Below are 3870 nucleotides of genomic sequence, written 5' to 3' on the forward strand. Positions count from 1 at the left end.
GGACACCCACGCCCCGCCACACCCGGGATCATGCCAATATACTACACCAACGCCCGGATTCGGTGTCTTGCCCGGGCCGTTGCGAGGTAGACTTGCTCGTTTAGTATGAGCAGCCGGCCAATCCGGAAGCTTCACAGTCAATAAAAACAAAGGATGCAAGTTGGATATCAAAATTTGGGACGGCGGCCTTCAAGAACAAGAGATTGAGGCAATAAAAAAAATCGGGGCGGCGTTCTTCGATGCTCCTCCTAGTGAAAACTCCAAAGCAAGAGGCGGGTCACTGCGAGATCAGCTTCAAAACAAGCTCGGGCGCAACGGCATGTTCCCTTGGAAAGGGTATGCGGGCTTCAGATTTGTCGATTCGAAGGGCAAAGAGGGTGAGTTCGATCTGGTGATCGTGACTCACTGTAATGTCATTATCGTTGAGCTGAAGGACTGGAACCATGCACCGATTACGTCGGTCGGCGACGTTTGGTTCAAAGGCGACAAGAACATGGGGCGCTCGCCTGTCAGCGTCACCAGAAGCAAGCAATACACTCTTTCCAACAAGTTAAAAAGGCTTACTCAAAGATTCACAAACAAGGGTTACACCCCGTATGTTGAATACTTCGTCGTGATGACGGGGAATTCTGATTTCAGTAAGCTTTCCGAGGTTGAACGTCGTCATACCATGACGCTGACGGACTTCCTGAAATTCGCAGACAAAAGTGTCTTCGAAAAATACTTTCACTCCACACATTCCAATGCAAAAGTACTAAATCAGGACTTCCCGATATTTGATGAATTGTTCCTGAGTGGCAACACGGCACCGAAAGCCCTGAAAATTGGTGGATACACCGCTGTCGAGCCGATTTTTGAACATCCAAATTCCATTTACAAAGAGTATCTGGCAAGTTCGGAGATATCGAAGGGTACCGAGGCGTTACTTCGGGTCTGGAATTTTAAGAACCTCGATGGCAACAAGGCGATAACCTCGCAGGGTAGGGCTGAAATCGTGTCCCGCGAGAGGGAGGTGTTGCAGTTCATCAACCACCAGAATCGAGACCTGTACAACCACTGTCTTCGCTCCCTGACCAGTTTCGAAAAGGATGAGGTTACATCGCAGTACAGCGAGGTATATGAACTGCCGCCTGGACATGTGCGGTTCAACGAATTCGTGGGCAAGTACGGTCAGTCGTTTAATCAGACCGACCGACTGAACCTCACGAAGCTACTGATTGCGAAGTTTGCTGACCTGCATGGCATCAAGATTGCCCACCGAGACATTGCAGACAATAGTCTGTGGCTGTCACCCTCAAAGGAAATTGCACTCTCTAACTTCATTTCCGCTTACCACCAGCCAATAGGTACGGTTGGCGATTATCGGAGCAGCCTTTCAGTGGGGGCTGTGGAAGTTAAAGAGATGCTGGACGATGCATCAACAACCCCATTTCAGAAGGACGTTCATGCCCTTGGGCTTGTGTCTTGGCATCTTCTGACTGCCCAACGAATGTCTCCTAAGAGTTTGGAGAACATCCAGGACGAGATTCTTTCAAGCAGCGAATGGTACGCAGGGGTCCTTCTTGGAGCAGTGTCAGGACAATTCAAGGATGCAGCGGCATTCTTCAATGCCTTGAAGCGTGCGGAGCCGCAGGGAGAGTCCATACCGACATTCGACGATTCCGAACTGGACGCTTATCGGCGCCAAATCTTCCACACGAGGCAGTTTCCTGATCTAGGCGAATTTCTGGTTTCGACCGATGACAAAGAAGTCTATGTCTCGGAAGGAAGGCTGGTTAAAGCTTGGTTCAATGTAGGTGGCAAAGGAGATGATTCAGTACGTAATTTCCGCGTTCTCACCTTCTTGAAGCGGCTGGACAAGTTAGCAGCGGTGAATCCCACATATCTGCCGCGAATTCTCGATTACGGACTCGCGGCAAGGTCGGGCAGCATGTATTTGGTGACCGACGTTGTTGATGGAACGACGTGGGCGAACGCTGCACTTGATGATGCGGACAAACTAGGGGTAATCGAGAAGCTGACAGATGCCGTCGAGCATCTTCATGGTCTCGGCATTGCGCATGGCGACCTTCACCCTGGCAATGTGATGCTGGCGAGGGAAAGCGGGAATGTGTATCTGATAGATATTCCTGACTTTTCCCACAACACCGCCGAATCCAAGAATCATCGGTATAGCCCCGAGAATATCGACGGAAGCTCTTCCGAACAGCGGGACATCTTTGCGGTACTCCGTATGTCGTGCGAGTTGCTCGGATTGGAGTGGTGCGAGGAGTCCAAAGCCTTTCCAAGAATTTCGGAAGTGGTTCAGTCGGAACTGAACGACCTAGAGTTTGGTTTCAGGGATTTGGGGCGGTTCAAAAAGGCTCTGACGACCGCAGATGAAGTGCAGGAACAGCAATTCGTCGAAATAGCACTCACTAATGTTAATGAGCCGATTACGATTTTTCCCGACAACGGGCATCTTTACGTCAAGGTGGAGGCACCGAAGCCTGGCAAGACTGATTACTCCGTGACTTTTTCTGGCATTGGGGGCTCGTTTGTCGCCTTCTACGACAAGGAACAGCGATGCTTTGTCGGAGCGAAAGCCCCTCGAATCAGATCTGATGTTCATTTCAGGGTGACGGAAGAAAGCCAATTCGAAATCAGTACGGCAATTCGCATCAAACCAGGACGACCGGCTCAGTTTTCAGGCTTGTCGGAGCATCTTGGCGATGATGACGCCTTCCATCGCTCTATCGAAATGCTCCAGATGGTTCCGCCCGAAATTGACGAATCGGGACTGAGCCAACAACTCAAAGATGTTTTCCAGAGGGCTGAAGCCTCCATTGGGGAGGAACATTCGGAAATCACTGTCGATATTTCGACACAGGCACTTTGGCGGGCAATCCTCGCCACGGAGACTGAGTCAAGCCCGAATATCGAATTGAATGGCGCCTCATTCAAGCCGTCGGACTCAGAAACCGAACTGGTACTTCCGTATGAAGCGGACGTTGACCCCTTGGGCACTTTCGCAAGCACGGATGAAGTCGAGGCTCTCCTCATTGATCAGGATGGTGCAGAAAAAGTCATCGGGGAGGTCTTCCTCAAAAAATCAGCGTTGAACGAAGTCCGCCTGAATAAGATACGCAGTTCAGCCTATGGACTTAAAGATGGCGACTCCGTCTTCTTCAGGACCAAACAAGACAGGGCTTCATACCGCAAGCGGAAAGCTGCTCTTGAAAGGCTGCTTGATATGGAAGGGGTCTTGCCTGAACTCCTCGATTTGTTCGACCCAGCCTGCAATAAGGATGCGACCCCCTACAACATTGCCGTTACTGACGAGGACTTCGCGAGATACGACCGCGAAGACCAGCACGGGAACAAGATTAGCCTCAACGAGCAGCAGCGGGAGGCTTTCACCAAACTCCTGAACTACGGTCCTCTGTCGCTTTTGCAGGGACCGCCTGGAACAGGGAAGACGGAATTTATCGCCGCATTCGTCCACTTTCTCGTTGAAAAACTGAATGTGCGAAGAATCCTGCTGGTCAGCCAGTCTCACGAAGCGGTCAATACGGCTGCCGAGCGGATAAGAAAGCACTGTGGGAGATTGGGGACTCCGCTTGAGGTTGTCAGATTCAGCAACCGAGAAGGCGCGGTTTCGCATGGTCTGAAAGACGTGTATTCCCATGCCATCACCGCAGAAAAGCGCGAGTTGTTCAATGCCGAATACCGCTACCGCGCTGCAGCACTATCGGATGCTCTAGGTCTCGACGCCGAATTCATCTCCAAGGTCGTCGAGGCTGAGTTGAAGTTGTTCAAGCAGATTGACCATCTCGAATTGGCGTTGGTGTAGTATATTGGCATGATCCCGGGTGTGGCGGGGCGTGGGTG

Annotated in this window: 1 protein-coding gene; it reads left to right on the forward strand. The window is 51.2% G+C overall.

The genetic code is table 11. From position 1 onward, the window contains the following. The first annotated feature begins 160 nt into the window (after window positions 1-160). Window positions 161-3832 (forward strand): AAA domain-containing protein, encoded by a 3672-nt coding sequence (locus VSS37_RS02905; RefSeq protein ID WP_324693143.1) that lies wholly within the window; start codon window positions 161-163, stop codon window positions 3830-3832. The last annotated feature ends 38 nt before the right edge of the window (window positions 3833-3870 follow it).

This window comes from Candidatus Thiothrix phosphatis (assembly GCF_035668035.1).
Taxonomy (GTDB): domain Bacteria; phylum Pseudomonadota; class Gammaproteobacteria; order Thiotrichales; family Thiotrichaceae; genus Thiothrix; species Thiothrix phosphatis.